Source organism: Streptosporangium nanhuense, from assembly GCF_059358815.1.
Window position 1 is genome coordinate 229,495 of the sequence record NZ_JCADBG010000009.1, and the last position, 26,092, is coordinate 255,586.

Here is a 26,092-nt window from a genome sequence, read left to right on the forward strand (position 1 = left end):
TTGGTCGTCTGAGGGGTCTCGGACAACGGTCTTGATCGCCGGATGAGCCGACGCTAAGACTGATCGTTCCCATTCTCCGTGCGGAGGCGGGATAATAGGACATCACAGAAGACGTGAATGCGTCGGCCACCCTCGGGTCAGTCGGAGATCCGGAGCCCGAAGCAGGAAGGGATACACGCATGGCGGCTATGAAGCCGAGGACCGGTGATGGTCCGCTGGAGGTCGTCAAGGAAGGCAGGGGGATCGTCATGCGGGTTCCTCTGGAGGGTGGCGGCCGCCTTGTCGTCGAGCTCTCGGCGGACGAGGCAAGTGCCCTCGGTGAGGAACTGAAGAAAATCGTCGGTTGATCTCGATCTAAGACAGAAGTGGTGGAGCCGGGCCCTATTTGAGCTTGCTCGGGGAGCATGACACCTGCGATGGCCCGCGCGACCGACGACGAACACGGCCCTGGCCGCCGGACCGCCTCACGGCGGCTCGCGCCAGGGCCGCGGTGTTCTCCCCGGTGTTCTCCACTAGGCCGGGCCTGATGACTGGAGTTACCCCTATGCCCATCTCCCCCTACCTGCTCCTGCCTCGCGTTCCGTACGCGCAGGGGCTCTCCGCCGCGTCCCACGGGGGCGCGGAGCCCGCCGCCGGGGAGGAAGCCGGAGCGGTGCTCCCCGGCGACGCCGAACTGCTGGCCGTCCCCTTCGCCGAGGACCTCGCGCCCGAGATCGAGCTGCCGGTGCCCGCGGCGGCGCTGCTCGCCCACCACAAGGCCAAGGGCGAGGCGGGCGAGATCGTCGAGGTTCCCGTCACGAACGGCGACGCCGTCGGCCGGGTGCTCCTCTACGGGGTCGGCGACGGCTCGGCGACCGCCCTGCGAAAGGCGGGCGCGGCGGTGGCGCGGCGCGGCAAGGGCAGGGACGCCATCAGGATCGTGCTCCCGGACGGGCCGGTGGCCGCGTTCGTGGAGGGCGCGTTGCTGGCCACGTACACCTTCAGGGTCGGCGAGGCGAAGTCCGCCCCGGTGACGCTCGAACTCGTCGGCGAGGGGGTCGGGAAGGAGGTCGCCGAGGCCGAGGTCGTCGCCCGGGCCGTGGCGCTCGCCAGGGACCTGGCCAACACGCCCTCCTCGGTGAAGACCCCCGCCTGGCTCGCCGAGCGCGCCGCCGAGCAGGGGGTCGCGGTGCGGGTGTGGGACGAGCAGGAACTGCGCTCCGGCGGGTTCGGCGGCATCCTCGCCGTCGGGCAGGGCTCGGCGAGCCCGCCCCGGCTGATCCAGCTCTCCTACGAGCCCGAGGACGCGACCGGCCACGTGGTCCTGGTCGGCAAGGGCATCACCTACGACACCGGCGGCATCTCGCTCAAGCCCACGAGCAACATGGTGTTCATGAAGACCGACATGGCCGGCGGAGCCGTCGTCATCGCGGTCCTGGGCGCGCTGGCCGCGCTCGGCGTGCGGGTGCGGGTCACCGGTCTCGTCGCCGCGGCCGAGAACGCCTTCTCCGGCACGGCCCAGCGCCCCTCCGACGTGATCACGCAGTACGGCGGCCGGACCGTGGAGGTGCTCAACACCGACGCCGAGGGGCGCCTGGTCCTGGCCGACGCGCTGGCCTACGCCGACGCGGAGCTGGACCCGGACGTCATGGTCGACATCGCCACGCTGACCGGGGCGATCGGCGTCGCCCTGGGCAAGGACCTCGGCGCGGTCTTCGCCTCCGACGACGAGCTGGCCGAGGCGCTGATCGGGGCGGGGCGGAGCAGTGGGGAGCGGCTCTGGCGGATGCCGCTGATCGACGACTACGTTCCCGCGCTCGACTCCTCCGTGGCCGACCTGGCCAACGTCGAGACAGGATCGACCTACGGCGCCGGCTCCGTCACCGCGGCGCTGTTCCTGCGCGAGTTCACCGGCAAGCGGCCGTGGGCGCACCTGGACATCGCGAACGTCGGCCGCAGCGGCGCGGACGAGGGCATCCTCAGCAAGGGGGCCACGGGATACGGCGTGCGCCTGCTGCTCGAATGGCTGTCGGGGCTCGACGACGGCGACCAGGACGGTGACCGGGGGGCGACGGCCGGAAAGCGGTGATCGGGGGGAGATGGCGACCGGGGAGACGGTGACCGGGGGAGACGGTGACCAGGGGGAGACGGTGACCAGGGAGGCGGTGACCGGCGCCGGGCCCGCGAGCCTGGCGCCCGCCCGGTGCGCGGGCCGCCGCCCGGCGCCCGCTACCTGTTCACCTGTTCGCCTCGGAGAGGCTGACGATGGCCTCCGCGGCCCGGAAGTGCTTGTTGCGGCCGAGGTCGCCGATGGTCTTGATACCGAACGCCTTGGCCAGATCCCTGGCGTCGCTCTCGCTGATCCCGGAGAGCGCGCTGACCGGGGCGTTGAGAAGCGCGCCGAGGTCGGTCCCCTCGTACTCCTTGTCGAGCAGCTTGTCCAGTTTGGCGGCAACCGTCATGGTGCACCCCTGTATATCGATGATCACGGAAAAGGGCCGCGTTGCGGCCTCACCGGCATCGTTTCCGGCCGATAGGGGGTCGACCCGCCTCTTTCGGGATCCTGGTGATCGCTTGCCGGAGCCGTGTGAACGGCATTGCCCGATCCTGGGGGCGTGTCGCGGACGGTGTCAGTCGGCGAGCTTGACGGCCGCCAGGATGCCGTCGCCCAGGGGCATCATCAGCGGGCGGAGCCGCTCGTCGGAGCGGACCAGCTTGCCCAGCTCCCTGATGGCGACCGTGTCGGGGTCACGCTGCACGGGGTCGGCCACCCTGTTGCCCCAGAGGGCGTTGTCGAAGACGACGATGCCGCCGACCCGCAGCAGCCGGACGGACTCGGCCAGGTAGTCGGCGTACTCGTGCATGGCGCCGTCGCAGAAGACGAGGTCGTAGCCGCCGTCGGAGAGGCGGGGGAGCACGTCGAGGGCGCGGCCGGTGATGAGGCGGATCCGGCCGCCGGAGAACCCGGCCTGGGCGAAGCTCTGCCTGGCCAGGCGCTGGTGCTCGGGCTCCACGTCCACGCTGGTGAGCGTGCCGTCCTGGCGCATCCCCCGGAGCAGCCACAGCCCCGAGACGCCGCAGCCGGTGCCGATCTCCACGACGGCGCGGGCGTTGATGGCGGTGGCGAGGAAGCAGAGAGCGGCGCCGCCACCGGGCAGGATCGGGGGCGCCCCCACCTCCGCGCCGCGCATGCGCGCGGCCCGCAGGATGTCGTCCTCCCTGTGGAACTCGTCGGCATAGGCCAGAGTGGCCTCCAACGGACTTGTCGGCGTCTCTGCCATCGGCCTCTCCTCCCGCTTTCTCCGTACACAGTCATATAGGCGCTGGGTCGCAGCCTAAGGGAGGCAGGCCCGATCGGGAACTCATGTCACCCCCGGTGCGTTGCACGGTTTAAGCGGCCTTTGCCGGTCCTGAAGGTAGTCAGTGCGCACGAAGGGGCGAAACCAGGCACTATGGCGATAGCGGTGGTCCCGGAGAGAGGAGTGCTGGTGGAGGAGTCCGACCACCAGGCCGAAGCTCCCGTGTCTGATTGGACACCTCCTACATGGGAGGAGGTGGTCCGGACGCACTCGGCGCGCGTCTACCGGCTGGCCTATCGGCTGACCGGCAACGTGCACGATGCGGAAGATCTCACACAGGAGGTCTTCGTCCGGGTCTTCAGGTCATTGTCGAACTACACGCCAGGCACTTTCGAGGGCTGGCTGCACCGCATCACCACCAACCTGTTCCTCGACATGGCGCGGCGCAAGCAGCGCATCAGGTTCGAGGGGCTCGCCGACGACGCCGCCGAGAGGCTGCGCGGGCGCGAGCCTTCTCCCGCACAGGTGTACGACGACACCCATCTGGAGCCCGACATCCAGGCGGCACTCGACGCCCTGGCGCCCGAGTTCCGCGCGGCCGTCGTTCTGTGTGACATCGAGGGGCTGTCCTACGAGGAGATCGCGGCGACGCTGGGCGTGAAGCTCGGCACGGTACGCAGCCGCATCCATCGCGGGCGGGCGCAGCTGCGTGAGGCGCTGGAGCATCGCGCGCCGCGGAACGATCAATTCCCCCCGAGCGTTACCCACGGGGAGGAATTCGCATGAGAAACCACAGTCATGACGAATGTCACGACGAGCCACTTGGCAAGGAGTGCGCATGAGTCACCTTGGAGAACGCGTTTCCGCGCTGGTCGACGGTGAGCTGAACCACCACGAGCGCGACCGTGCCCTGTCGCATCTGACCTTCTGCGCCCCCTGCAGGGCCGAGGTCGACGCCATGCGGGCGCTGAAGAGCCGGTTGCGCTCCCTCGACGGTCCCGCGATGCCGACGGACCTGACCATGTCCCTGCTGCGGATGGCGGAGCCCGGCGGCCCGCTGCCCCCGCGTGAGCGCCCCTTTCCGGCCTCACGCACCTTCGGCGGCGCGCCCATTCCGAGCATGCACAGCGTCGCTCCCCCCGACAACCGGCCCAGGGGCCGTGCCGGGGGCCCCCGCCGCGCGCGGAGGGCGGGATACGTCGCGGTGGGCGTCGCCTCGGCGGCCGTGGCGATCGGGACCCTGTTCGTGGTAGGCGGGACCGACCCCAACCCCCGTGTCGTGCCACCGGTCGACATGTTCGCCAACCAGCACAGGAACACCGTGCCCTACGGCGGTTCGGCGACGCCGATTCTCTCTCCCTCTCCGTGATCCGGCTGCCCGCCACGGTCATCCTGGCCGCCATGTTGCTGCTGGGGCTGGTGGCGGGCGGTCCGGCGCACGCCGTCCGGTCCCCGCACTCCGTGCCGCCGGACGACGTCGAGAGCGAGGACACCGGCCTGCACCTGCTCCGTGAGGCGGCGATCGCGGGCCGCTCCCGCGGATACTCCGGCACCCAGTACGTCACCGCCTGGGGCGCCTTGGGCGCCTCCTCCTCGGTGCTGGAGGTGCGCAACGTCCCGGGAAAGGGGCTGACGGTCCGCGCCGAGCCCTCGGGCTCCGTACGGCACGCCGACCCCGGCACCCCGGCGGGGGGCATGTCCAGCCCGTCGGAGGTGATGCTGGAGGTGCTGGCCCGCAACTACCGGGTCGTGGCCGCGGGGGAGGGCTTCGCCTGCGGGCGCCCCGCCCGCCTCGTGGACGTCCTGCGGGCCGACGGCACGGCCGCCGCCCGATACTGGCTCGACGAGTCCGGGGGCCCGGTGCTGCGCCGCGAGCTCATGGACGCCGGGGGCCGGGTCGTCAGCGCCGGGGCCTTCGTCGACCTGACGCTCGACCCGGTGCTGAGGGGGACGATGCCCGTGATGGCCGCCGGCGGCCTCGACCTGGCCGCGATCCCCCGGCTCGAGGCCGAGGGCTGGCGGTTCCCACGGGCCCTGCCGGGGCGTCTGGAACTGTTCGCCGCTCACGACACCCCTCCCGGATACTTGTATCTGGGCTACTCAGACGGCCTGTCGGTCGTGTCGGTTTTTGTCCAGTCTGGGATGCTTGACGAAGAACGTCTCCGCGGTTGGCATGCGGAGCAGCGCAAGGGGCATACGATCTGGGTTCGAGACCCAGCTGGGCAGGAGACGATCTGGGCGAGTGGGGGTCATGTCTACACCGTCTTTGCCGACGCGCCGGCTGACATGGTCGACGCCGCTGTCGCGGCGTTGCCGCACGAGCCCGTTCCCGATCTCTGGACGCGGCTCGGCCGAGGCGCGAGCCGTCTGCTCTCCTGGGTCAATCCCTTCGGATAAGGCCTGCTTTACACATCTCGTATGCCGCTCAGGGGAAGATTGCCGGGTTGACTCGGTGAGTGGCCGCCCGCGAGGCAAGGAGTGGTGAGTATTCGATGACCGACGATGCCCGTACTTCCCATGAGGCGAACGATGCTGAGGGGCGTACGCCGTCGGACTTCACCGACGGCGGACACGGCACTCCCGAGTCCCGTCGGGCCGACTCCCCCGGCCCCGAGTTCTCCCGCCCGGAGTTCCTGCCCGCGGGGGAGGGGCCCATCCCGGCCGAGCGTCCCCGCGACGACGGCTGGAGCCAGCTGGGCGCCCCGCCCGCCCGGTGGGGCGGGCGCCAGGACCAGCCCGAGCTGATCCGCCACGACGACAGATACGACGGCGGGTACGACGACAGGGACGTGCCGCCCGGCGAGGGCGGCCAGGATCCCGGCCTCGCGGGCGAGCGCTGGGGCGACCCCTCGGGCAGGCCCAGGCACGACACGGCGGTCTTCGCCTCCCAGTCCGCTCCGCCCCCGCCGCCCGCCCAGGCGTTCGGCATGGGACCGGGCTGGGCGCCGCCTCCCGGCAGCCTGGCGGGGCCGGGGAGTTTCGGCGGCCCGCCGCCCGCACCCGCGCCCGTCCGGCGCGGGCCGCGCACCGGCATGCTGGTGGCCCTCGCCCTGGTGATCGCGCTGCTGGCCTCCACGCTGGGCAGCGTCGGCACCTACCTCCTGACCAAGCCGTCGGGCTCGGGGCGCGACCCCTCCTTCAGCCTGGGAGGGGCGCCGACGGGCTCCAACGTCCGGCCCCCGGACTCCGTCGCGGGCGTGGCCTCCAAGGTCCTGCCCAGCGTGGTGTCGCTGGCCGTCGAGGGCGGGGCGAGTTCCAGCACCGGCTCCGGCTTCCTGATCAAGGGCGGCTACGTGGTGACCAACAACCACGTGGTGGCCAACGCGCAGCCGAGCGGCCAGATCCAGATCCAGTTCAACAACCGCAAGTCCACCTCCGCCACCGTCGTGGGCACCGACCCCGAGTCGGACCTGGCCGTGGTCAAGCCGGCCGAGACCTTCGGCGCCCCCGAGATCACCCTCGGCAACTCCGACAACGTGGTCGTGGGCGATCCGGTCATCGCCATCGGATCGCCGCTGGGCCTGACCGGCACCGTCACCTCCGGGATCGTGAGCTCGCTCAACCGTCCCGTCCAGGCGGGCGAGGAGAACAGCTCCGAGGCGACCTGGCTCAGCGCCGTGCAGACCGACGCCGCCATCAACCCCGGCAACTCGGGGGGCCCGCTGGTCAACGTCAACGGCGAGGTCATCGGCGTCAACTCGGCGATCGCCACGCTCGGCAGGTCGGTCGGTGGCCAGAGCGGCAGCATCGGCCTCGGGTTCGCCATCCCGGTGAACCACGCCCGGCGGGTCGCCCAGGAGCTGATCACCACGGGCAAGGCCAAGAAGTCACGCATCGGCGTCGCCATCGACCCGACGTACCAGGGCGTCGGGGTGCGCATCGCCACCGAGTCCAGGCAGGGCACCGAGCCGGTCGAGCCGAACGGCCCGGCCGCCCAGGCGGGTCTCAAGCCCGGAGACGTCATCCTGGAGGTCGAGGGCGTCGTGCTCCAGGACGGCAACGAGCTGATCGCCATGATCCGCAACCGGGCCCCCGGCGAGAAGCTCTCGATCAAGTACCAGCGCGGCGGTCAGGAGAACACCGCGATGGTGACCGTCGGCGCCGCTCCCGATCTGCCCTCTCCCAAACCCTCCTGAGCGTGAGGGCGGGGCGCGTGCTCACCAGCGGGGGCATTAGTGTGGAACCTCTCCGGTGTACGGCCGGAGAGGAGCTTCTGGCATCCTCCCGGTAGGAGATCACCGTGTTCGGACTCGGCTGGCCTGAGATCGTGGCGCTGGTGGTGATCGCCCTTCTCGTCTTCGGCCCGGAGAAGCTTCCCCAGGCCGCCTCGCAGGCGGGCAAGACGCTGCGCAACCTGCGCCGGATGGCCAACAACGCGAGAGACGACCTGCGGACGGGCCTCGGGCCCGAGTTCGCCGACTTCGACCCGGCCGACCTCAACCCGAAGAACTTCGTCCGCAAGCACCTCACCGCCGACCTCGAGGACGACTGGAACGCCACCTCGGCGACCACCGCCACCGCCGAGCCGGCCGCCCACGCGATGAGCGGCGCCGACGAGCTGGGCTATGGCGAGATTCCCCCGTACGACTCCGACGCGACCTGATTTGCGGGTTTTGCGTAGTTTTTACGTTCCATCTGGCTGACAGAGCTCACGCATGACGACGGCGGCGCCCCGGTGAAGGGGGCGCCGCCGTCGTGTCGTGCGGGTGGGCTCGCTCAGCCGGTCGGACGAAGCTCAGCCGGTCGGGTGGGTTCGGGCCCCGGTCGGACGAAGCTCAGCCGGTCGGATGAGGCTCAGCCGGTCGGGTGGGTTCAGCCGCGCCGGGTGGGCGAGATGCCGAGCTGGAGGCCCTTGATGCTGTTCGACCTCTTGCTCAGTGAGGCGGCGATGCGGCTCAGCTCGGTCGCGGCGGGGGCGTCCGGGTCGGTCAGCACCAGCGGCTTGCCCTCGTCGCCGCCCTCGCGCAGGCGCATGTCGATGGGCACCTGGCCCAGGAGCGGCACGCGGGCGCCGAGGGTGCGGGTCAGCGCGTCGGCCACGGTCTGGCCGCCGCCCTCGCCGAAGACCGAGATCCGCTCGTCGCAGTGCGGGCAGGGCAGCCACGACATGTTCTCGATGACACCGGCGATCTGCTGGTGGGTCTGGACGGCGATCGATCCGGCGCGCTCGGCGACCTCGGCGGCGGCCTGCTGCGGGGTGGTCACCACCAGGAGCTCCGCCGACGGCATCCGCTGCGCCACGGAGATCGCGATGTCGCCGGTGCCCGGGGGCAGGTCCATCAGCAGCACGTCCAGGTCGCCCCAGTAGACGTCGGCGAGGAACTGGTGCAGGGCCCGGTCGAGCATCGGACCGCGCCACACGACCGGGGTGTTGCCCTCCGGCTTGAACATGCCGACCGAGATGACCTTGATGTCATGCGCCACCGGCGGCATGATCATGTCCTCGACCTTGGTGGGGCGCTCGGAGACGCCGAGCATGCGGGGCACGCTGTGACCGTAGATGTCGGCGTCGACGACGCCGACCTTCAGGCCGCTCGCGGCCATCGCGGCGGCGAGGTTGACGGTGACGGACGACTTGCCGACGCCGCCCTTGCCGGAGGCGACCGCGAAGACGCGGGTCAGCGAGCCGGGCTGGGCGAAGGGGATCTCCTTCTCGGGCCCCTTGTTGCCGCGCAGCTTGGTCTGCAGCGTCTTGCGCTGCTCGGTGCTCATGACGTCCATCTCGACGGAGACGCCGGTCACACCGTCGATCTTGGAGACCGCGCCGGTGACGTCGCGGGTGATGGTGTCCTTCATCGGACAACCCGACACCGTCAGGAAGATCGCGACACGTACGGCCCCCTCGGGGGAGATGTCGACGCTCTTGACCATGTCGAGTTCGGTGATCGGCCGACGGATCTCAGGGTCGTTGACGGTCGCGAGGGCGGCCATCACCAGTTCCGGGGTAGGTGCCATCGAAGTGTCGGCAATCACGCCACCCTGGGGCGACGGGGGATGCCGTCCCTCCTTGTCTGTTATCGATGAGGCGTCTCACCGGCGGGACCTGCCCGTCGTGGCGCCCATATGGCTTGGCAGGAGGCCGATCCCGTCAGGGAACGGTCGGAGTCGTGAGCCCATGGTATGAAACCCGAGGACACCAGGAGGAATTCCGAATCCGGTGATGATCACTGAATTCGGACAATTCGCTGTGTAGATGCGCGTGCAACGTTCTAAGGTTACTCCGTGACCCTCACGGCGGGCGAGTCAAGAGAGAGTGTCGGCTCGGCGGAGCTGATGGTCTGGCGCATGCTCCAGCGGGCCCAGGTTCGCATCACCCGGGCGCTGGAGGCCGACCTGCTGGTCGAGCACGACCTGGCCCTGGCCTCGTACGAGGTCCTGTCGCAGCTGTCCGAGGCGCCCGAGCGGCGGCTGAGGATGAACGACCTGGCCGACCGGGTGCTGCTCTCGCGCAGCGGCCTGACCCGGCTCATCGACCGCCTCCAGCGCGACGGCCTGGTCGAGCGCGAGGCCTGCGCCAGCGACGCGCGCGGCCTGTTCGCGGTCCTGACGGACGCGGGCGCCGCGCGGCTGGCCGAGGCCGGTCCCACCTACCTGCGCGGGGTCCGCGCCCAGTTCCTGGACATGCTCGACGCCGACGAGCTGAGGCAGTGCGCGGCGATGCTCGACAAGCTCTTCCCCGACCCCCGTACCGACACAGACCCGTACTGATCCGTAGGGCCCGTCCCGGGCTCTTCACGGCTCTTCCGGGCGTCCTGAGGGCTCCGCCTGTCGGTCGTCGAACGCGCCCCTGCTCTCTTTGTCGCGATACGCCGTGACATGCCGTGACATGCTCCGGCCGTTCTGACCCCTTCTTCGGACAAGACTGTCGGGCGCCATGTCACATGCCAGCGCCAGAGTGATGTCGAACGCATAAAGGATCTTGCCGGATATACGGACACTCATTGAGATTGCGGATATTCACGACTAATGCGGAGGCTCGATGCCGAAGTTACGAGCAGCCCTCACCGCCCTCATCGTGGTCGCGGCGGGTGTCACCCCGGCCCACGCGGCCGCCCAACCCTCTCTCACCGTCGAGCGGGGACGGACCCAGCCGGTCTTCTCGTACGCCGACGCCGTCCGTGAGCACGTCTACGTCGAGTCGAGCATCGACAGCGACTCCGACGGGAAGCTGGACCGGGTCCGTGTGGACATCATCAGGCCGAAGGAGTCCGGCCCCGGGCTCAAGGTGCCGGTGATCATCGACGAGAGCCCGTACTACGACAACTCCGGTAGGGGGAACGAGGCCGAGCGGAAGGTCTACGACGCGGCCGGGAACGTCACGAAGTTCCCGCTGTACTACGACAACTACTTCGTGCCGCGCGGCTACGCCGTCCTCAACGTCGACATGATCGGGACCACCAGGTCCGACGGCTGCCCCGACGTCGGCGGGCGGGCCGACGTGCTGGGCGGCAAGGCCGTCATCGACTGGCTGAACGGCCGCGCCACCGCCTACCGCCCCGACGGCACGCCCGCGGTCGCGGACTGGACCACCGGCAAGTCCGCGATGATCGGCAAGTCGTACGACGGCACGCTGGCCAACGCCGTGGCGGCGACCGGGGTGCGGGGGCTGGAGACGATCGTCCCCATCTCGGCGATCAGCTCCTGGTACAAGTACCAGCGCTCCAACGGGGTGATCTACAACTACGACTACATGTCGTGGCTGGGCAACTACGTCGACAGCGACCCCACGGCCAAGTGCGCGGCCACGTGGGCGCGCCTGGACGCCCAGGACGGCGACGACACCGGTAACTACAACGACTTCTGGGCCGAGCGCGACTACATCGCGGGCTCGCTGGCCGACGTCTCCAAGGTGCGCGCCAGCGTCTTCGCCGTGCACACGGTCAACGACCTCAACGTCATGCCCGACAACTTCTCCAAGTGGTGGAAGGCCCTGGCCGACCGGAACGTGCCCCGCAAGATCTGGGTCGGGCAGTACCAGCACGTGGACCCCTTCGACTTCGAGGGGCGCCGCGACCTCTGGGTCGACACGCTGCACCGCTGGTTCGACCACTGGCTGCTCGGCGTGCGGAACGGCATCATGTACGAGCCCCGCGCGGACGTGCAGAGCAGCCTCGACCGCTGGACCACCCAGTACGACTGGCCCGCCCCGCTCGCCCTGAAGGTGCCCTTCCGTCCCGCGGCCGACGGCTCGTTCGGCCTCGTACCGGCGAGGAGGGGACAGACCGCCACGTTCACCGACATCCGCCAGTCGGAGGAGGCGATGGTGGCCGACGTCGGCACGGCCAAGCCGGGGAGGGTGGCGTTCACCACCGGCGAGCTGCCGCTGGACCTGCGCCTGTCCGGCACGCCCGTGGTGGACCTGCGCGTCGCGCTCGACAAGCCCACCTCGAACCTGACCGCGCTCCTCGTCGACTTCGGCGAGGACACCCGGATCGACTGGCGGCGCGGCCAGGGCATCACCACGGTCACCGAGGAGAGCTGCCACGGCGAGAGCACGGCCTCCGACGACGCCTGCTACCGGCAGGTCGTCACCAACCGGGCCACCCGCCCGCTGGAGATCGTCGCCCGGGGCTGGATCGACGTGCAGAACCGCGACTCGCTCAGGACGTCCTCGCCGCTGCCCGCGGGCACCTACGGCAGGGTCAGCTGGGAGACGCTGCCGCAGGACTACGTCTTCAAGAAGGGACACAGGCTGGCCCTCGTGATCGCGGGGACCGACTCGACCTACAGCGACGAGACGGCCACCGGCGCGAACGTCACCGTCGACCTGGCCGGGAGCAAGGTGCTCCTCCCGCTGGCGCTCAGCACCCTGCGGAGCGACGACGTGCCGAAGGACACGACCAGGTGGAGGGGCCCGCAGCAGCTGGACCTGCCGGAGCCGGAGAACACGTTCTTCTGATCCGGGAAAACCTCTGACCCCCATGGGGTCCGCGGGGTGTGAGCGGGGCGGACGCCCGGCTCACACCCCGTTCCGCGTCACGGCGTGCTCAGCCCGTGTGTCCGCCGGGCACGAAACAGGGAGGCTTGGGACACCCGGCTCACACCTCCGTGGACTCCTGGGGCTCCTGGAGGTCCTCCTGCAGGCGTTGCAGCTCCGAGCGGATGTAGTCGCGGGTCGCCACCTCGCCGAGCGCCATCCGCAGGGCGGCGATCTCCCGGGTGAGGTAGTCCAGGTCGGCCTGGTTCCGCTCCGCGGCCCGGCGGTCGTGCTCGTTCTGGACCCGGTCGCGGTCGTCCTGCCGGTTCTGGGCGAGCAGGATCAGCGGCGCCGCGTACGAGGCCTGGAGCGACAGGATCAGCGTCAGGAAGATGAACGGGTAGGGGTCGAACTTCAGGGACTGGGGGGCGAGGACGTTCCACAGGACCCAGACGGCGACGAAACCCGTCATGTAGACCAGGAACCTGGCGGTGCCGAGGAAGCGGGCGATCCGCTCCGACAGCCGTCCGAACGCCTCCGGGTCGTAGTGGGGGCGCAACCGCGGGCCGGGCTGCCTGGGCTGGTCGAGACGGTCAGGCATTCTCGCCCTCTCTGGGACGGTGGTCGTCGCGCTCGCGCCAGTCGTCCGGCAGCAGGTGGTCGAGCACGTCGTCCACGGTGACGGCGCCGACCAGCCGGCCCGCCTCGTTCACCACGGGAGCCGCGACGAGGTTGTAGTTGGCCAGGTAGGAGGTCACCTGGTTCAGGCTGAACCCCGGTCTGATCGGGTCCAGGGAGGTGTCCAGGATGCCGCCGAGCAGGGTCGAGGGCGGCTCGCGCAGCAGCCGCTGGAAGTGGGCCAGGCCGAGGAAGCGGCCGGTGGGCGTCTCGACGGGCGGCCGGGCCACGTAGACCTGCGCGGCCACCGCCGGGGTGAGGTCGCGCTGGCGGATGCTGGCCAGCGCCTCGGCGACCGTCGCGTTCGGGGGCAGGACCACCGGCTCGCTCGTCATCATCCCGCCCGCGGTGTTCTCCGGGTAGATCAGCAGCCGCCTGACCGGCGCGGCCTCCTCGGGCTCCATCAGCGCCATCAGCGCCTCGGCCTGCTCGGCGGGAAGGTCCTGGAGCAGGTCGGCCGCGTCGTCGGGGTTCATCTCCTCCAGCACGTCCGCGGCCCGCTCGGGGGCGAGCCTGCTCAGGATGCCGATCTGGTCCCGTTCGGGAAGCTCCTCCAGCACGTCCGCGAGCCGTACGTCGTCGAGGGCCGCCGCCACCTCGACCCGCCGCTTGTCGGGCAGCTCGTGCAGGGCCCCGGCCAGGTCGGCGGCGCGCATCGACTCGAAGGCGACCAGCAGGTTGGCCGCGCCCTGGTCCTTCTGGACGGCGCCGAAGCCGCGGACCTCGTCCCAGTCGACGATCTTGGTCGCGCCGCGCCTGCGCAGCCCCATGCCGGGGGGACTGCCGACCACCGCGACCCTGGTGATCAGCCACTCGGAGCGCCTCGTCTCCTCCATGGCCAGGTCCAGGACCGTCATCCGCTCGCCGTCGACCTCCACGCGGAGGTCGAGCAGCTCGGTGATGGCCAGGGTCTCGGTCGCCCGCTGCTCGAACCTGCGCATGTTGAGCTGGCCGCTGAAGACGACGGCACCGGCCTTGACGGACCGTACCCGGGTGATCGGCAGGAAGACCCTGCGCCGGGGCTGCACCTCGACGACCAGCCCGTGCACGTGCGGCAGCGCGCTGCCGGCGATGGCCACCACCACGTCGCGGACCCGGCCGATCTGGTCCCCGGCGGGGTCGAAGACCGGGGTTCCGGCGAGACGCGCGATGAAGATCCTCACATCTGAAGCGTAGGCCGCATCTCGGGCCGACCGGCCGCTGCCACGCTCCCCGGCTCACAATCCGGAACCGGGTTGCTGTCCGATCTCCCGACATGCCAGCATCAAACGTGCTTAACGGTAATTACGGAAACGGTGGGTCATGAGACGTGCAGGACTGCTGATCGCGCTCGCGTCGTCCCTGTGCTTCGCCTTCTCGGGGCCCATGGCCAAATACCTGGGCGCGGCGGGGCTGGCCCCGCTGGAGGCGGTCTGGATCCGCATGGCGGGCGCCGGGCTGCTGCTCGTCGGCATCCTCGCGGTCGCCCGGCCCTCGGCCCTGCGCATCCCCCGCTCGCGGCTGCCGTTCCTGCTGGCGTACGCGATGATCGCGGTCGCCGGTGTGCAGGCGCTGTTCTTCGCGGCGATCACCCGGCTGCCGGTCGGCGTCACCCTGCTGATCGAGTACACCTCGCCGGTGCTGGTGGTGCTCTGGGTGCGGTTCGTCCGGCGGGTACGGCTGCCCCGGGCGGCCTTCACCGGTGCCGTCGTCGCCGTGATCGGGCTCGGCATCGTGGTGGAGGTCTGGTCGGGGCTCGCCCTCGACCCGCTGGGCCTGTTGCTCGCCTTCGCCGCCATGACGGGCTGCGCCGGGTACTTCCTGCTCAGTGACAGCTTCGGCGACGACATCGACCCGCTCGGCCTGATCGCCTGGGGCCTGCTCGGCGCCGCCGTGGCGCTCCTGCCGATCTCCCGGCCGTGGAACATCCCCTGGGGGGCGATCAGCGGTACGGCCACCCCCGGGGGCGGCCTCACGTTGCCGGTCGTCGGGGCGCTGGTCTGGCTGATCGTGGTCGCCACGGCCGCCGCCTACATCCTCGGCGTCCTCGCGATCCGCCGCCTGTCGGCCGCCATCGGCGCCACGGTCGCCTCGCTGGAGGTCATCGCCGGGGCGGTGGTCGCCTGGATCCTGCTGGGCGAGGCACTCGGGCCCTTCCAGATCGCGGGCGGCGCGATCGTCCTGGCCGGCGCCTACCTGGCCCAGCGGGCCACGGCCGCGCTGCCCGCGCCCGCACCCGCGCGCGAGACCGGGGAACCGGCCCCCGTGGGCTGAACCAGGCCGGACCGGGCCAGGCCGGGTTAACTGCGCCGAGCCGGGCCGAGCCGAGCCGGGCCGAGCCGGGGTGGGCCGGGTGGGCGCCGCGGGACGGTCCCGGCGGCCGGTGGGGCCGCGCCGGGCGGCCCGCGGGCAGGCGGGTTCATGGTCAGGCGGTGCCGCGGTCAGGCGGGCTCGCGTGGGACGAGCCGTATCACCTTGGAAGCCGCCGCCCAGCGTTCCAGGAGCCTCGTGCCGTCGGGAGCGTTGAGCCGCTCCTTGGCGAGCGCGGCCACCGCGTCGGGGGCCCTCGCCTGGTCGACCACCTCCACGGAGGCCTCGAAGGCCACCAGGCGCCCGCCGTTGTCCTTGCTGCGCAGCGTCACCCGTACCTCCCCCGCCTCGGCCAGCCCCGGCAGCGGCTGCTCGCCCCCGCCGGTGACCAGGTAGATCGCGCCGTCGTGCCAGGTGTGCCAGGCCAGCCGGGGCCGGTCCAGCGACAGCCACAGGACGCTCGACTTCTTCGCGCCCTCCTCGATCACGCCCATGAGACGAATGTACGGCCTGTGCCTCCACGAATGGTGGTACAGGCCGTACACGCCGCCGCGTCAGCGTCGCGAGATCTTCCAGGCCGCGGGGAGCAGCCCGGCCGCGATGACGATCTTGAGGGCGTCACCCAGCAGGAACGGCACCACGCCCAGCGCCAGGCCGGTGGCGAGGTCCACCTGGGCGACGGCGATGAGGACCGGCAGGCCGAAGGAGTAGATCACCAGGTTGCCGAGGACCATCGTGCCGATCGTGCGCGGGACGGTGCGGTCACCGCCGCGCTCGGCGAGCTTGCCGACGACGGCCGCCGCGGCGATGAAGCCGATGACGTACCCGAAGGACGCCCCGCCGAAGCCGGAGGCGCCGTCGGCGAACCACGGCACGCCCGCGACGCCGGCCAGCATGTAGAGCGCCATGCTCAGCACCGCGCGGTTCATGCCGAGGGCGGCGCCGACCAGCACGACCGCGAAGGTCTGGCCGCTGACCGGCACCGGCGAGCCGGGCAGCGGGAAGCTGAGCTGCGCCGCCAGGCCCGTGAGGGCGGCGCCGCCGACCACGAGCGCGACGTCGCGGACGCGGGAGGCCGGGATGAGGTCCGACAGTACGGCGGGCCTGACCACCGAAGAAGCGTTTGCCATGATGGGTGTCTCCTTTGGCAGATTATTGATACCCATTCTTCTGACATCTCCGGTAAGGGTCCTACGAGATCACCGCCAAGAACAAGGTGGGGTCTTTGTGCGGACGCCATAACGTCCGTCCGGCCTGTCACCCGTCCCCCGGCGGGCGTTAGCGTGTCCCCATGCGTTCCCGACGATCGTGTCTCGCGGTGCCCGGCAGCAACCCCAGATTCCTGGAGAAGGCACAGGGGCTCCCCGCGGACGAGGTCTTCCTCGACCTGGAGGATTCCGTCGCGCCGCTCGCCAAGGAGGGCGCGCGCAAGAACATCGTGGCCGCCCTGCGCGAGGGCGACTGGTCGGGCAGGACCAGGGTCGTCCGGGTCAACGACCTCGGCACCCAGTGGACCTACCGGGACGTCATCGAGGTCGTGGAGGGCGCGGGGGAGTTCGTCGACTGCCTCATGCTGCCCAAGGTGGAGGACGCGGCCCAGGTGATGTGGCTCGACACGCTGCTCACCCAGATCGAGAGGGCGAACGGCCTCCCGGTCGGCCGGATCGGCATCGAGGCCCAGATCGAGAACGCCAGGGGCCTGGTCAACGTGGACGCCATCGGCGGCGCGTCCCCGCGCCTGGAGACGCTCGTGTTCGGCCCGGCCGACTTCATGGCCTCGATCAACATGCGGACCCTGGTGGTCGGGGAGCAGCCGCCCGGCTACACCGAGGGCGACGCCTACCACTACATCCTGATGCGGATCCTGATGGCCGCCAGGACACACGACCTGCAGGCCGTCGACGGCCCGTACCTCGCGATCAAGGACCTCGACGGCTTCCGCCGCGTGGCGGGGCGGGCCGCGGCGCTCGGGTTCGACGGGAAGTGGGTGCTGCACCCCTCCCAGATCGAGGTCGCGAACGAGGTGTTCTCGCCGTCGCAGGAGGACTATGACCACGCCGAGCTGATCCTCGACGCGTACGAGTACTACACGACGGTCGAGCGGCGCGGCGCGGTCATGCTCGGCGACGAGATGATCGACGAGGCGTCCAGGAAGATGGCGCTGGTGGTCGCGGCGAAGGGCCGGGCCGCCGGACTGCGGCGCGCCACGGCCTTCACCCCGCCTACAGCTTGATCCCGATGGTGGTGAAGAACCAGAACGACGAGGTCAGCCAGAGGCCGGTCAGGGCGACGAAGGTCAGCCCGCCGAGGACCGGGAGGGTCCAGCCGGGCAGGCCCCGCTTGGGCAGCGACAGCATCTTCGCGGTGAAGACACCGTAGAAGAAGCAGCCGAGCAGCGAGTGGATCATCACGCGCGGCACGTCGAACTGGGTGCCGAGCGCGTACAGGCAGTGGAGCGCCACCGGGATCGTCAGGATGAACGCCACCCGCCCCGACCAGCGGTGCAGGGTCCCGATCCACGGCACGTCCAGCTTGATCCGGCCCCACATGACCAGGGCCGAGAAGAGCTGGACCAGTGCCAGCAGGAACGCGCCGGTGGTGAGCCAGGCCTTCATGGCCAGCGCCCCGGAGAACCCGGCCAGGCCGATCGCGTACCCGGTGGGCGCGTGGACCCGCCCGTAGACGCCCAGCCCGACCGCGACCAGCCCGCCGACGACGAGCGGGACGAGGAGCGGCGCGAGGTTGTTCGGCTGCCGGTGCTGGGCCGGTGTGATCTGCGTGTCACTCATCAGAACCCCTCGATGAACTCGTCGACGTCCTGCGGATCGACTTCCACGCCGTTCACGACGGCGTTCTCTCCCGGCTCGGGGATCGGCACCTCGGCGACCTTGTCGCCCACGAGGGTCAGGCCGACCCTGGTGCCGTCGTCGAGGTAGATCCATCCGGCGCGGACGTTCGCGCCGCGCACGAGCGCGGTCGCCCGGTAGAGGCCGGAGGGCTTCTTGACGGTCGGAGCCTTGAAGCTCCACTTCCCGCCGTCGAAGCCGAGGCTCCCCGCGGCCCTGCCGCCGGCGAGCTGGGCGGTGAGCGAGGCGCCGTGGCGCCCGGACAAGGTGACCTTGCCGTCTGCGGCCTTGCCCTTCATCCAGGCCTCGATCTTGCCGTCGCAGAAGTAGCCGACCGCCTTGCCGTTCCTGATGGAGATGGCGATCAGCCCGCCGTTGCCGGTGACGCGTCCCGCGTAGTCGGCCTTGACGGGGGTGGGCTTGGCCGTCTTGACGGCCTCCGGCTCCGGGGTCGCCTCCGGGGTGGCGATCGGTTCCGGCGTCGCCTCCGTGGTGGCCTGGGCCACCGGGGCGGGTGCGTCGTCCTGCGCGTTGACGGTCTGTGTGGCGGGTGAGGTGGTGGCGCTGGCCACACCGAGGGCGACGGCCATCACCGCTCCCGCCGCCAGTGTGTATACGGGCCCCAGCCGTGTCATATCTGCTCCCTGGGGTGGTGGGTTGTAAGTCAGGTGTACATGCCGTCGTTCCGGGAGTCTGTGAACTAATCCGCACACGGGCGGACCAACCCGGATTCTTGCTGGGGCTTCCTGCCGGAGGTGGGCCGCTGCCGACCGTGGTGGTTCGCGACTCTAGGCGGAGCGAGGCGTCATTCATGGAGAATTCAGAGGAAAAGCCGTGACCGACAGCCGGAGACGGAGTGTCCCGCGACGCCGGGTACGTCCCGCGTCACCGGCGTGACGCGAACGTGACGTCAAGGGGAACGTCTCCTGCCGCCGAGTGATCGTCCGAGGTCATGAAGATCGCCCAAGGAGGCGGACGATCACCCGGAGGCGAGGGCCAGGGCGAGGGCAAGGGCCAGGGCCGCGGCGGGACCAGGGCCAGGACGGGGGCCAGGCCAGGACGGCGCGGCCGGTGACACGCCCGGGCGGGCGGCCGCGCACGTGAGCCGAAGGCCGTACGCCCGAGCCGAAGGCCGTACGTCCGAGCCGAAGGCCGTACGTCCGAGCCGAAGGCCGTACGTCCGAGCCGAAGGCCGTACGTCCGAGCCGAAGGCCGTACGTCCGAGCCGAAGGCCGTACGTCCGAGCCGAAGGCCGTACGTCCGAGCCGAAGGCCACACGCCCGAGTCGACGGCCGCCGGGGTGATCGTGCGGCCGGCCGGCGGCAGGGTTCCCGCGACGGGGGATTCAGGGGGTCTTCCCGTGGCTGGTGTTTTTGAAATTTAAAGGATAAAAGCTGACAATTCCGGCGCTCAGTTGATAAATCTGACTAGAGAGGTCTCGTCATCGCGGCCCGGACGTGTTGCTCTTGATTGTGTACGGACGGCGGCCGGGTATCCGGCCGTGGGAGGTGATCGTTTCCGGAGAACGGGGTAGTAGTAGGGTCGCGTGCGATTTGCCGCATCCGTAGGGGTTGCGGCCTGCTGTTACGGAGACGACTGGAACGGTCCGGGGTGGTGACCCCGGGCTGGAACGGGCTTCCTGCGAGGAGGTGCTGAGCGTGGCCTCGGGCCCTCACGACCCGCGCTCGCGAGAGTGGCCGGCGGACGACGACGGCGTTGACGACGATGCTGTGCGCGAAGGCGGGTCCCAGGAGTCCCACCCGTCCCCGCCGACGATCCAGCACTCGCCGCCGGGCCCCTCCGACGACGGGCCACGAGGACTCCCCATGGCCTCGCCGTGGATGCTCCCGCCGTTCGCGGCGCCCACCCCCGACGACAGCGAGCCGCCCCAGGCCCGCCCCGAGGGCCTCGGAGGCGAGCGCCGCCGCCCGTACACCCGCCCCTACGGCCCCGCGCCCCAGCCTCCCGCGGCCCGGCCCGCGGAACCGCCGACCCCGCAGGGACCTCCCGCCGACCCCGTCGCCGCGGCTCCCCCGCCCGAGGAGGAGAGAGCCGCGGGACAGGGGCGCCACGCCACGCCCGAGCGAGGGCGGCCGCGCCTGGTGGACCGGCCGGACCTCCTCGTCGCCTCCGGCCCGGCGCCCGAGCGCAGGGGCAGGCGAAGGGCGGAGCGCCCCGATCTCCTGGTCGCCGCGGCGCCGCCCCGCGAACCGGGAGGGGACGGGCGGACGGAGCCCGCCCCCCAGGACCGGATCAGGGTCGAGCCGAGCATCGCCGCGACGCCGGAACCGGCGCCCGGACCGGAGCCAGGGCCCGGGTCCGGACCGGACGCCGGTCATGGCCCCGGACAGGTGCCCGGCTCCGACCGCGAGTGGCCCGCCGACCGCGAGTGGCCCGCCGACCGCGAGTGGCCCGCCGACCGCGAGTGGCCCGCCGAGCGAGAGCGGCCCGCCGAGCACGAGCGGTCCGTCGAGCAAGAGTGGCCCGCCGAGCACGAGCGGGCCTCCGTGCCGGTCGAGGACGACTTCGAGCCCGTACGCCGGGTGGGACGCCCGCCCGGCGGCAGGCCCGCCAGGCCCGACCTGCTCGTCGCGCAGGGCCCGCCAGGCAGGCGGGGGCCGAACGGCGGGCGGCACCACCGCCCGGCCACCGCGCCCTCCGCCGTGCGCCGCTCCACCCCGACCAGGCGCAGGCGCGGCCGGGGCCTGGTGATCCCGTTCCTGATGGTCATGGTCCTCACCGTCGCGGTCGGCGGCGGACTGGTCCTGTGGGGCTGGGTGAGCAGCCCGTTCGCCACCGGTCTCCGGCTGGTCGGCGACGAGGTGATCTCGGGCGACGACAACTTCGTGCCGCGGGCCGGTGTCGGCGGCAACGGGTCCAACCAGGTGCTCAACGCGGTGGCCTCGGTGGGCTCCGTCATGGTCGCGGTCGGCAGCGACACCACCAGCCCGGTTCCCCGGCCGCTGTTCCTGGTCTCTCCCGACGGCGGCACGAACTGGCAGCTGGGCAAGGTGACCGGCCCGGCGGGGCAGGAGACGGGGCCGACCACGGTGGGCCGGGTGGCGGGCGGCGACGGCCTCTGGCTGGCCGCGGGAAACGACCCCCTCGGCTCCGGGCACGGCCTGTGGACCAGCTCCGACGGCTACGGCTGGACCGCCGCGGACCCCGGCGAGCTGGGCGCCTTCGCGCGCGGGGACAAGATCATGGATCTGGCCAGGACCGACTCCGGGTTCGTCGCGGTCGGCGCGACCGTCCTGGACGACGGCACCACCGGGGCCGTCGCCTGGGTCTCCCCGGACGGGCGCGCCTGGAACCGGGTGGAGACCCGGGAGATCGGCATGCCGGACAAGGTGCGCGGCATCAAGGCGGTCGTCGCCAAGGGGGACGCCGTCGTCGCGCTGGCCGACCCGGCCCAGGGGCAGTCCACCTCGGTCATCCTGCGCTCGGCCGACGGGGGCAGGAGCTGGCAGCGGACCGGTGCCGCGCTCAACGACGTCATCCCGGAGCCGGGCGCGCTGGCCGTGGCCTCCGGAGGCTTCGTGCTCGTACCGACCCAGCAGCGCAGCGACAAGGGCGAGGTCCGCGTCTACTGCTCGCCCGAGGGCGCCGACTGGAAGGCCTGCGGCGCCATCACCGGCCTGGGGCCCGAGGGCACGGGTGTCAAGCGCCTCGCCTCCTCCTCGGCGGGGGTGGCCGCGGTCGTCGAGTCGGGCTTCGAGCGCTACACCGTCCACACCAGTGAGGACGGCCGCGACTGGAGCAAGACCACCGACCTGGGCGAGGTACCGGGCTCGCTGCGGGCACTCGCGCTGTCCGACGACGGCACGCTCGTCGTCGGCGGCGACGAGCGCGCCGCCGACGTGGACAACCGGGTGGTCCTCATCACCGCGCCCAAGGGCGGCGAGCCGAGGCCGGTGTCCCTGGGAGGGATCCAGGGCCTGGCCAGAGCCGCCCGCGAGACGGCGAGGGTGGCGGCGGGGGACGGCCGGTTCGTCGCGGTGGGCGCCGTCTCCGGCGACGCCGGGATCTGGAGCAGCGCCAGCGGCGAGAACTGGAAGGCCGGCGGCCCGGCGCAGCTCTTCGGCGGCCCCAGGCGGCAGGCGCTCGCCGACGTGGCGCACGGCAGGCGGGGCTGGCTGGCCGCGGGCAGCACGATGACCGACGCCTCCTCCACCGAGCCGCTGATGCTCACCTCCTCCGACGGCCAGAGCTGGCGCAGGGTGCCGGTGCTCGGCCCCCTCGCCCCGGCGGGCGACCATGACTTCCTCGCCCCGCACGCGGTGGCGGCGGGGCCGTCCGGCTACGTCATGGCGGGCGAGGACCGCGGGCCCGCCGCCACCGTGCCCGTCCTGTGGTTCTCCGCCGACCTCAAGCGCTACTCCAGGGCGGCCAAGCTTCCCGCGGGCGGTACGGGGGTGCGGCTGCACGACGTCTCGGCGACCTCGTCCGGATACGTGGCGGTCGGCGGCACCGGCACGGCCGAGCGCGAGACCGGGGTGGTCTGGGTGTCGGCCGACGGGGTCAACTGGACCGCGCGCAAGCCGGTCCTGCCCCCGGGGGCGACGTCCGCGGGCCTGCGGCACGTGGTCCTGTACGGCGGGTACGTCGTCGCGGCGGGCACGGCCAGGACCGAGGACGGCACGAGGGCCTTCGGCGCGGTGTCGGACGACAACGGGGCGAGCTGGGAGTTCTCCTGGTTCCCCGCGGACCGGGCGTCCGCCGTCCAGGATCTCGCCGCGACGCCGGAGGGCGTGGTGGCCGTCGGCTGGCACGGGGCGCCGGGGGCCGGCGACAGCGCGGCCTGGACCTCCGAGGACGGGCTGAAGTGGCAGCGCCACACCCCGAGCAAGGGCAGCCTGGACGGCGACGGCGCGCAGTGGCTCGGAGCGGTGGCGGTCTCCGGCGGCCAGGTCGTGGCCCTGGGCCGCTCCACCACCTACAGCGCGGACCACCTCACCCTGTGGCGCTCCACGCTCACCTCCTCGCGCTGACCGGGACCGCACCCCGGCCCCGCCACCCGACTCCGCGGCCGGATCGCGCGCCCGGGTTCCATGGCGGGGCTTCCACGGCGGGGGTTCCACGACCGGGGAGCCCCCGGCGGGGATTCCGGCATCGGGATCCCATGGCGCTCACCCCGGCGCTCACCCCGGCGCGATGACCGCCCACTCGACCAGCGCGTCCAGCAGGCCGGGGGTGAGGGGGAGGCGCGCAAGCTCCTCGGGGGAGAACCAGCGAGCGTCCGCGGCGTCGTCCCCGGCGGAGAGCGTGCCGCCGGAGACCTCGGCGAGATAGTCGCGGATCTCGTAGACGGCGCCGCCGGGACCGGGCCGGTCGACGGTCCCGGCCAGGGGGCCGGGCACGACCTTCAGGCCGGTCTCCTCGAGGACCTCCCTGGCGACCGCCTCGGGGTCGGACTCGCCGGGCTCGACCCGTCCCCCGGGGATGGACCACAGTCCCTCGCCGGGCGGCCGGCCACGGCGGACCAGAAGCATCCGCCCCGAGCCGTCGAGGATGATCGCTCCGACACAATTTACGCGCACGTGAACAATATTACGTTGTGATAACGACCGGGCCTCTTGACGGATGGGCCGCCGAAGAAGCAGCGTGGGTAGGCGTGAAAGCCGCCCCTAAGTGCCCACGGTGTTTCGGCCCGCTTCGTCCGCCGAGTGCTTGGTCAAGCTCCTGGAGATGCGGTCCCCACGGCGACGTCCTGCCGTTCCAGCCCCCCAGACATCCCTCCACCGCCGCCGTGGAGGCCGTCACCCGAGGTTCCCGCGTCCCCGCCTGGGTTCCCTGGCCGCTGCCCACGGGGTGGCTGGTCACGGGGTTCGGCGAGGTGGGCGACGAGCGCAGCGACGTGCGGGCCACCGTGGTCGCGGTCTCCGGTCCCTCGCTGACCCACGGCCCCGCCGACCTGCTGATCATCGCCGAGGAGCCCGGGGTAGGGCTCGGCGCGGCGTTCGCGGGGCTGGAGGGCGCCGATCCCGGGTCCGGGTTCGACAAGGGCCCGCCGCACGCCAAGGTCGACGTCAGGGGCCATCCGGCCGCCCTGTGGTGCGTCACCGCGGCCCCCGACCGGGCCGTCTACGCGGGTGAGGCGCTGGGAAACTGGCTCTGGGCGGTCGTGTGGCCCGCCGAGGCCGGATACCTGATCACCCTGGCCGAGCTGTCCCTGCGCGACCTGCGCGACCACGACCAGACCCTCGACCTGCCCTTCGGGGCGTTCTGCCCGCGCCTGGACGTCCCGGCCCCCTGACACCGCCCGCGCGCCCGCGTCCCCGCCCGGGCCGTCGCCGCCCTCCCCGCCCTCTCCTTCTCCGGAGCCTTGACCCTTCCGTCCGGACCGGGGGGCGGGGGGAGGCAGTAAAGTTCGGAAGCGTGACAGCGCGTATCGAGCGAGTGGTGACCGAGGGCGTCGTCGATGTCGACGGCGTCGAGCACAAGGTCGAGAACAACACGTGGATCCTGGGTGACGACGAGGATGTCATCGTCATCGACGCCGCGCGCGACGCGGAGAAGATCCTGGAGAAGGTCGGCGAGCGGGAGGTGCTGGCGATCATCTGCACCCACGGCCTGCCCGACCACGTGGGCGCGGCCATCGAGGTCGCGGCCAGAGACGAGGCGGTGGTCGCACTCCACCCGAAGGACCGGCCGCTGTGGCGGCTGACCTGGCCCGACACCTGGCCGGACATCGACATGGAGGACGAGGGCCTGTTCGAGGTCGGCGGCGTCCAGCTGGAGGTCATGTCCACCCCGGGCATCTCCCACGGCGGCGTCTCGCTGTACTGCGAGGCCCTGGACGCGGTCTTCACCGGCAAGACCCTCCAGGCCGACGGTCCCGGCAAGATCGGCGGGGAGTATCCCGCGCTGGCCGACCAGCTGACCGCCATCGGCGGGCGGCTGTTCACCCTGCCCCACCGCACCCGGGTGCTGCCCGCGCACGGTGAGGAGACGACCGTCGGCGACCTGGAGCCCCAGTTCGACGCCTGGCTCTCCGGCTCGCTGACCCGCGACGCCGCCGACGCGCCGGAAGAGGAGGGTCCGCTGACCGACGGCACCCGCGCGGCGGGAATCCGGCTGAATCCCCGGAACGATCTGCTGTAAATGGATCAACTTCCCCTGGAGGGCATGCCGCGGCGGCTCTACTCCTGCACGCCGTCGCGGCTGAACAACTGGCTCGACTGCCCCCGCCGCTACCGGTTCACCTACATGGACCGGCCCACGCCGCAGAAGGGCCCGCCCTGGGCCCACAACAGCGTGGGGGCCAGCGTGCACAACGCCCTGGCCGCCTGGTGGCGCGAGCCGTACGAGCGGCGCACGCCCGAGGTCGCGGAGAGCCTGCTCACCAGGGGATGGATCAACGAGGGGTTCCGCGACGCCGAGCAGTCGCTGACCTGGCGCGACCGGGCAGGGCGGATGGTCTCCGGATACGTGGCGAGCCTCGACCCGTCCGCCGAGCCGGTCGGCGTCGAGCGCACGGTCGCCACCCGCACCTCCGTCGTGGCGCTCTCCGGCCGGGTGGACCGGCTCGACCGGCGTGGCGAGGAGCTGGTCGTGGTCGACTACAAGACCGGCCGCCGCCCGCTGAGCACCGACGACGCCCGCTCCTCGCTCGCGCTGGCGGTCTACGCGATCGCCTCCTCCCGGATGATGCGCCGCCCCTGCCACCGGGTCGAGCTGCACCACCTGCCGACCGCCTCGATCGTGGAGTGGGAGCACACCGACGAGTCGCTGGCCCGCCACCTGGGCCACGCCGAGGAGATCGCCGTCGAGGCCTCCGAGGCCGACGAGCGCTACAAGGAGTGGTCGGCCACGACCCGGCCCAAGGGGGCCGCCCCGCCCAAGGCGCGCGGCGGCGGCGACCGCACCCCGCCCGCGGTGCCTCCGGAGATCGACGCGGTCTTCCCGCCCCGTACGGGCCCGCTGTGCTCGTGGTGCGACTTCCGCCGCCACTGCCCCGAGGGCCAGGCCGTCGGCGACGACCGCGAGCCCTGGGCCGCCCTCGCCGACTGAGCCGCGAGACCCGCCCGCCACCCGTGCCAGGCCCGGACGGGCCGGCCGGCCGCCGATCGTGTGGCACCCGC

General features: G+C 71.8%; 25 protein-coding genes. 15 read left to right on the forward strand and 10 right to left on the reverse strand.

Annotation, left to right across the window (positions count from 1 at the left end):
- The first annotated feature begins 179 nt into the window (after positions 1 to 179).
- Together AC5L38_RS19470 and AC5L38_RS19475 are read left to right on the forward strand one after the other, a co-directional pair.
- Complete coding sequence (locus AC5L38_RS19470; protein WP_084195322.1) at positions 180 to 347, forward strand: DUF3117 domain-containing protein; 168 nt, start codon at positions 180 to 182, stop codon at positions 345 to 347.
- A 197-nt stretch (positions 348 to 544) separates the two neighbouring features.
- Entirely contained in the window at positions 545 to 2,068 is a 1,524-nt protein-coding gene (locus tag AC5L38_RS19475; protein WP_495244215.1) for a leucyl aminopeptidase, read from the forward strand.
- Between the two features lie 148 nt (positions 2,069 to 2,216).
- On the opposite strand, the gene AC5L38_RS19480 is transcribed toward AC5L38_RS19475, so the two are convergent.
- Both AC5L38_RS19480 and AC5L38_RS19485 read right to left on the reverse strand, forming a co-directional pair.
- Positions 2,217 to 2,441, reverse strand: coding sequence for a hypothetical protein (locus AC5L38_RS19480; RefSeq protein ID WP_495244216.1), 225 nt, complete (start codon positions 2,439 to 2,441; stop codon positions 2,217 to 2,219).
- Positions 2,442 to 2,609: 168 nt separating this feature from the next.
- Positions 2,610 to 3,260, reverse strand: coding sequence for an O-methyltransferase (locus AC5L38_RS19485; protein ID WP_362685333.1), 651 nt, complete (start codon positions 3,258 to 3,260; stop codon positions 2,610 to 2,612).
- A 171-nt stretch (positions 3,261 to 3,431) separates the two neighbouring features.
- On the opposite strand from AC5L38_RS19485, the gene sigE reads away from it, so the two are divergent.
- From sigE to AC5L38_RS19510, 5 genes are all read left to right on the forward strand, one after another.
- The gene (gene sigE / locus AC5L38_RS19490) at positions 3,432 to 4,064 is read left to right on the forward strand and encodes an RNA polymerase sigma factor SigE (protein WP_329085768.1); all 633 of its coding nucleotides are present in this window, start codon (positions 3,432 to 3,434) and stop codon (positions 4,062 to 4,064) included.
- A 52-nt stretch (positions 4,065 to 4,116) separates the two neighbouring features.
- Positions 4,117 to 4,647, forward strand: coding sequence for an anti-sigma factor family protein (locus AC5L38_RS19495; RefSeq protein ID WP_350972032.1), 531 nt, complete (start codon positions 4,117 to 4,119; stop codon positions 4,645 to 4,647).
- Positions 4,644 to 5,675: a sigma-E factor regulatory protein RseB domain-containing protein gene (locus AC5L38_RS19500; RefSeq protein ID WP_495244217.1), complete on the forward strand. Its 1,032-nt coding sequence runs from the start codon at positions 4,644 to 4,646 to the stop codon at positions 5,673 to 5,675. The genes AC5L38_RS19495 and AC5L38_RS19500 overlap by 4 nt, the downstream gene beginning before the upstream one ends.
- Positions 5,676 to 5,770: 95 nt before the next feature.
- Entirely contained in the window at positions 5,771 to 7,414 is a 1,644-nt protein-coding gene (locus AC5L38_RS19505; protein WP_495244218.1) for a S1C family serine protease, read from the forward strand.
- Positions 7,415 to 7,518: 104 nt separating this feature from the next.
- Positions 7,519 to 7,881 (forward strand): sec-independent translocase, encoded by a 363-nt coding sequence (locus tag AC5L38_RS19510; RefSeq protein ID WP_495244219.1) that lies wholly within the window; start codon positions 7,519 to 7,521, stop codon positions 7,879 to 7,881.
- Between the two features lie 209 nt (positions 7,882 to 8,090).
- Here AC5L38_RS19510 and AC5L38_RS19515 read toward each other — a convergent pair whose 3' ends face one another.
- A complete protein-coding gene (locus AC5L38_RS19515) occupies positions 8,091 to 9,233 on the reverse strand; it encodes an Mrp/NBP35 family ATP-binding protein (RefSeq protein ID WP_495244220.1) in 1,143 nt (380 codons plus the stop codon).
- A 267-nt stretch (positions 9,234 to 9,500) separates the two neighbouring features.
- Between AC5L38_RS19515 and AC5L38_RS19520 the strand changes: the two genes are divergently transcribed.
- Together AC5L38_RS19520 and AC5L38_RS19525 are read left to right on the forward strand one after the other, a co-directional pair.
- Positions 9,501 to 9,986 (forward strand): MarR family winged helix-turn-helix transcriptional regulator, encoded by a 486-nt coding sequence (locus AC5L38_RS19520; RefSeq protein ID WP_495244221.1) that lies wholly within the window; start codon positions 9,501 to 9,503, stop codon positions 9,984 to 9,986.
- 271 nt (positions 9,987 to 10,257) lie between these two features.
- Positions 10,258 to 12,177 (forward strand): Xaa-Pro dipeptidyl-peptidase, encoded by a 1,920-nt coding sequence (locus AC5L38_RS19525; protein WP_495244222.1) that lies wholly within the window; start codon positions 10,258 to 10,260, stop codon positions 12,175 to 12,177.
- Positions 12,178 to 12,316: 139 nt separating this feature from the next.
- Here the strand turns inward: AC5L38_RS19525 and AC5L38_RS19530 are convergent, their stop codons facing one another.
- Entirely contained in the window at positions 12,317 to 12,796 is a 480-nt protein-coding gene (locus AC5L38_RS19530) for a DUF1003 domain-containing protein (RefSeq protein WP_495244223.1), read from the reverse strand.
- Entirely contained in the window at positions 12,789 to 14,036 is a 1,248-nt protein-coding gene (locus tag AC5L38_RS19535) for a magnesium transporter MgtE N-terminal domain-containing protein (protein WP_495244224.1), read from the reverse strand. Before AC5L38_RS19535 ends, AC5L38_RS19530 begins: the two co-directional genes overlap by 8 nt.
- A 139-nt stretch (positions 14,037 to 14,175) precedes the next feature.
- On the opposite strand from AC5L38_RS19535, the gene AC5L38_RS19540 reads away from it, so the two are divergent.
- Entirely contained in the window at positions 14,176 to 15,126 is a 951-nt protein-coding gene (locus tag AC5L38_RS19540) for an EamA family transporter (RefSeq protein ID WP_495244225.1), read from the forward strand.
- A gap of 167 nt (positions 15,127 to 15,293) precedes the next feature.
- Here AC5L38_RS19540 and AC5L38_RS19545 read toward each other — a convergent pair whose 3' ends face one another.
- A complete protein-coding gene (locus AC5L38_RS19545) occupies positions 15,294 to 15,656 on the reverse strand; it encodes a hypothetical protein (protein WP_495244226.1) in 363 nt (120 codons plus the stop codon).
- Between the two features lie 60 nt (positions 15,657 to 15,716).
- Positions 15,717 to 16,292, reverse strand: coding sequence for a biotin transporter BioY (locus tag AC5L38_RS19550; protein WP_495244227.1), 576 nt, complete (start codon positions 16,290 to 16,292; stop codon positions 15,717 to 15,719).
- A gap of 161 nt (positions 16,293 to 16,453) precedes the next feature.
- Between AC5L38_RS19550 and AC5L38_RS19555 the strand changes: the two genes are divergently transcribed.
- Positions 16,454 to 17,395 (forward strand): HpcH/HpaI aldolase/citrate lyase family protein, encoded by a 942-nt coding sequence (locus AC5L38_RS19555; protein WP_495244228.1) that lies wholly within the window; start codon positions 16,454 to 16,456, stop codon positions 17,393 to 17,395.
- Here the strand turns inward: AC5L38_RS19555 and AC5L38_RS19560 are convergent.
- On the reverse strand, positions 17,385 to 17,951 hold the full coding sequence (locus AC5L38_RS19560; RefSeq protein ID WP_495244229.1) for a DUF6529 family protein: 567 nt from the start codon (positions 17,949 to 17,951) through the stop codon (positions 17,385 to 17,387). The genes AC5L38_RS19555 and AC5L38_RS19560 overlap by 11 nt on opposite strands.
- A complete protein-coding gene (locus AC5L38_RS19565; protein ID WP_495244230.1) occupies positions 17,951 to 18,643 on the reverse strand; it encodes a hypothetical protein in 693 nt (230 codons plus the stop codon). Before AC5L38_RS19565 ends, AC5L38_RS19560 begins: the two co-directional genes overlap by 1 nt.
- A gap of 1,191 nt (positions 18,644 to 19,834) precedes the next feature.
- On the opposite strand from AC5L38_RS19565, the gene AC5L38_RS19570 reads away from it, so the two are divergent.
- Positions 19,835 to 22,999, forward strand: a complete 3,165-nt coding sequence (locus AC5L38_RS19570) for a beta propeller repeat protein (protein WP_495244231.1) — start codon at positions 19,835 to 19,837, stop codon at positions 22,997 to 22,999.
- A 150-nt stretch (positions 23,000 to 23,149) separates the two neighbouring features.
- On the opposite strand, the gene AC5L38_RS19575 is transcribed toward AC5L38_RS19570, so the two are convergent.
- Positions 23,150 to 23,548 carry an NUDIX hydrolase gene (locus tag AC5L38_RS19575; RefSeq protein WP_495244232.1) on the reverse strand — a complete coding sequence of 133 codons (399 nt, stop codon included), beginning with the start codon at positions 23,546 to 23,548 and terminating at the stop codon, positions 23,150 to 23,152.
- 74 nt (positions 23,549 to 23,622) lie between these two features.
- Here AC5L38_RS19575 and AC5L38_RS19580 point away from each other — a divergent pair, with 74 nt between their 5' ends.
- From AC5L38_RS19580 to AC5L38_RS19590, 3 genes are all read left to right on the forward strand, one after another.
- Positions 23,623 to 24,264, forward strand: a complete 642-nt coding sequence (locus tag AC5L38_RS19580; protein WP_495244233.1) for a DUF6758 family protein — start codon at positions 23,623 to 23,625, stop codon at positions 24,262 to 24,264.
- 122 nt (positions 24,265 to 24,386) lie between these two features.
- On the forward strand, positions 24,387 to 25,112 hold the full coding sequence (locus tag AC5L38_RS19585) for an MBL fold metallo-hydrolase (protein WP_495244234.1): 726 nt from the start codon (positions 24,387 to 24,389) through the stop codon (positions 25,110 to 25,112).
- Positions 25,113 to 26,021, forward strand: coding sequence for a RecB family exonuclease (locus AC5L38_RS19590; RefSeq protein WP_495244235.1), 909 nt, complete (start codon positions 25,113 to 25,115; stop codon positions 26,019 to 26,021).
- Positions 26,022 to 26,092: the final 71 nt, after the last annotated feature.